The sequence below is a fragment of the Delftia sp. ZNC0008 genome (assembly GCF_000799035.1).
Classification (GTDB): domain Bacteria; phylum Pseudomonadota; class Gammaproteobacteria; order Burkholderiales; family Burkholderiaceae_C; genus Comamonas; species Comamonas tsuruhatensis.
On record NZ_JTKZ01000159.1, the window covers coordinates 1 to 3,540 of the forward strand.

Genomic DNA, 3,540 nt, shown 5'->3' on the forward strand with positions numbered 1-3,540 from the left:
CCGCGTCTGGGGGTCGTCTGCGCAGGCCATGCTGGCGTCCAGGTGCAGCTTCACGAAGCCGGCCGCCGCATAGGCGTGTACCAGGTCCTGCGCCAGGTCCATGGCCTCGGCGGCAGGCAGGTGTGTCCACGCCGTGGGGCCCAGGTGGTCGCCGCCCAGCAGCACGCGGTCCTGCGGCAGCCCGCAGCGGTCGGCAATGGCCAGCACGAAACGGCGAAAGTCGGCGGGCTGCATGCCGGTGTAGCCGCCGAACTGGTTGACCTGGTTGGCGGTGGCCTCCACGAGTAGCGGCGTGCCGTCGTCCAGCGCCTGGTGCATGGCCGCCTCGATGACCAGGGGATGGGCCGAGCAGATGGAGTAGATGCCGAGTGCGCCGTTCGCGCCGCCAGCGGCTGCTGGCGCCTGCCCGCGGCGTGACTGTGCCAGACGGGTGAGGTGGGTGAGCATGGTTTCAGCCCTCCATCACCGCATGCCGCAGGTGCTGCGGCTGCTGTGCCAGCAGCGCGTCGAGCCCCGCAAAGCCGGATGTGCCCTCCATCGGCCCCGTGCTGGAGACGGCCAGCGCGCCGGCCGCATTGGCGTAGCGCAGCGATTGCAGCGCGGTCTTGCCCAGGCGCCGGCAGGTGATGAAGGTGGCGCCGAAGCAGTCGCCCGCGCCCGTGGGGTCGGCCACGTCCACGGGGAGGGCGTCGAGGTCGATGCGCTCGTCGGCACTGAAGTAGCTGCAGCCGTCGGCGCCGCGCTTGACCACGATTTCGCGCACGCCGCGCGCAAAGATCTCGGCGATGGCGCCGGCCTCGTCGGCCGAGCGGGCCAGCTGCGTGACCTCGTGGCCGCTGGGCAGGAAGATGTCAGTGAACTCCAGGATGTAGGCCAGGGCTTCGCGCATTTCGGGGATGCGCAGCATCTCCTTGCGCACGTTCGGATCGAAGGACACGGTGCCACCCTGGGCCTTGACGATCTCGATGGCCTTCTTCATGGCATCGATGATGCGAAACGAGAACAGCGACGAGCCCATGACGTGGAAATGCGCGCAGTCCTTGAGCACGGCCTGGTTGACCTGCTCGGGCTGCAGCTGGGCCGAGGCGCTGTTGGTGATGTTGAAGATGAAGTCGCGCTCGCCGCTGTCGCGGTAGGTGACGAAGGCGCTGCCCGTGACGGCGTTCTGGCACACGGCGATGGCGCTGGTGTCCACGCCGTCGCGGCGCAGCCGGTCGATGTTGAGCCAGCCAAAATCGTCGTCGCCCACGCAGCCGATGATGGCGGCTGGATGCCCCAGCCGGGCGACCTGGTCGATGAAGATGGCGGGCGCCCCGCTGGCGTAGGGCCCGGCCAGCGGCCCCGGCGCGCGAAAGCTCTGGCCTTTTCGCTCGGCCATGATTTCGACGAGGATCTCGCCCATGGTCATGATGGATTGCATGCTCTCCCTCCCTTTGGAATCAAACCCCGTGCGCCGTTCGCTGCACCGCCGGCCCATGCGTCAGCGCCTGCGCCTGCTGTGCACATCGATGCACACGGCCACCAGAATCACGCTGCCCTTGACGATGAGCTGATAGAAGTAGGGCACGCTCATCAGGTTCATGCCGTTGTTGATGACGCCGATCATCAGCGCCCCTATCAAGGTGCCCGCAACGCTGCCGTGGCCTCCGGCCAGGCGCGTGCCGCCCAGCACGGCGGCGGCAATGGCGTCCAGTTCCCAGCCCATGGCCGCGTTGGGCTGGGCCGAGTACAGGCGCGAGGTGAGCAGCAGGCCGCCCACGGCCGCCATCAGCCCCGACAGCATGAAGATGGCGATCTTGAGCCGCCCCACCCGTATGCCCGCATAGGTGGCCGCCTCGGCATTGCCGCCCGCCAGATAGGTCTTGCGGCCGAACACGGTGCGCGACAGCACGAAGTGGTTGGCGGCCAGCAGTGCGGCCAGTATCCAGATGGGCACGGGCATGCCCAGCCATTCGCCGTTGCCGATCCACAGAAAGGCCTCGTTGTCCACCGGCGCCGGCATGCCGCCCGAGACGATATAGGCCAGCCCCCGGAAGATGCCCATGGTCGCCACCGTGACGATGAAGGACGGCAGATGCAGCAGCGCCGACAGCGAGCCGTTGACCGCGCCCAGCAGCAGGCCGCACAGCAGAACGGCGGGCAGCACCAGGGCAGGCGCCAGGCCCTGGCCCAGCATCAGGCCGGCCGCGCTGCCGGCCAGGGCGACCACCGATCCCACCGAGAGATCGATCTCGCCCAGCAGCAGCACATAGGTCATGCCGAAGGCCACGATGGCGATGATGGACACCTGCAGCAGCACGTTGCGCAAGTTGCCGCCCGTCAGAAAGGCCGGCGACAGCAGGGAGAACAGCAGCACCAGGGCGGCCAGGCCCATGAGGGTGCCGGCGTGGCGCCGCAGCGATCGCCAGCCACCTCGCAAGCCGTCTCGCCATGTTTCCTGGCGGTTCGGGATGCCTTCGGCGGCGTCGGAGGCATTGGAGGAGCCAGACGCGGTGATGCTCAGTTCGGAATGGGTCATGGCAGTCCTGCTCCGGTGGCGTGCGCCATCACGGTCTCCTGGCGCAGATGGAGGTTGTCCAGGCTCTGGACGAGGCGTTTGTTGCGCATGACCAGCAGCCGGTCGCTCATGGCCAGTGCCTCGGGCAGTTCCGACGACACCAGGATGACGGCCGTGCCGGCCGCTGCCAGCTCGCGGATCAGGGCGTAGATCTCGAACTTCGCGCCCACGTCGATGCCGCGCGTGGCCTCGTCCAGCACCAGCAGCCGGGGCCGCATGGCCAGCCATTTGGCGAACACGATCTTTTGCTGGTTGCCGCCCGACAGCTGGCGCACGGGCTGGTGCAGGCCGGCAACGCGTATCTTCAGCCGCTGCACGCAGGCGCGGGCCAGCGATTGCTCGGCGGCCTCGTCGGTGAGCAGTGCGCCGCCGCGCCCGCTGTGCACCTGCACCATGCAGATGTTGTGCTGCACGGACTGGTCCAGCACCAGGCCTTGCTCCTTGCGGTTCTCGGTCACGAAGGCCACGCCGTGGCCGATGGCGTCGGCCGGCGAGCGCAGGCGCAGCGGCCGGCCGTGCAGGAGGATGCTGCCCGTGCAGCGGTGCATGCCGAACAGCGCATCCATGACATCGGACCGGCCCGAGCCCACCAGCCCGAAGAACCCCACGATCTCTCCCGCATGGACCTCGAAGTCGATGCCTTCGAAGCGCCCGGCCAGGCCCAGGCCGCGCACCTGGAGCAGGGCGCGCGTGCTGCGGTCAGGGGCGGGGCCGCGCGGCGGATAGATGTCCTGCATCTGGCGCCCTACCATGAGCGCGATCAGCGCCCCGATGTCGGTCTCGTCCCGCGCCAGGGTGCAGATGGAGCTGCCATCGCGCATGACGGTGATCTCGTCGGAGATGCGCATGATCTCGTCCATGCGGTGCGAGACATAGATGATGGCGCGCCCCTCGGCCTTGAGGCGGGCGATGAGGGGGAAGAGAATCTGCGCCTCGCTGTCGCTGAGCGAGGACGTGGGCTCGTCCATGATGACGATGCGCGA

At 68.5% G+C, this 3,540-nt stretch carries 4 protein-coding genes; all 4 read right to left on the bottom strand.

Annotated elements, in window-relative coordinates:
• A partial coding sequence (locus L995_RS05435; protein WP_047469927.1) for a class II D-tagatose-bisphosphate aldolase non-catalytic subunit occupies positions 1–447 on the bottom strand: 447 nt, incomplete at its 3' end.
• 4 nt (positions 448–451) lie between these two features.
• Positions 452–1,420, bottom strand: coding sequence for a tagatose kinase (locus L995_RS05440; RefSeq protein ID WP_047469930.1), 969 nt, complete (start codon positions 1,418–1,420; stop codon positions 452–454).
• A 60-nt stretch (positions 1,421–1,480) separates the two neighbouring features.
• Positions 1,481–2,518 (bottom strand): ABC transporter permease, encoded by a 1,038-nt coding sequence (locus L995_RS05445; RefSeq protein ID WP_047469933.1) that lies wholly within the window; start codon positions 2,516–2,518, stop codon positions 1,481–1,483.
• Positions 2,515–3,540: sugar ABC transporter ATP-binding protein (locus L995_RS32790; protein ID WP_047469936.1), on the bottom strand; the 1,026-nt coding region annotated here is incomplete at its 5' end. The genes L995_RS32790 and L995_RS05445, both read right to left, overlap by 4 nt.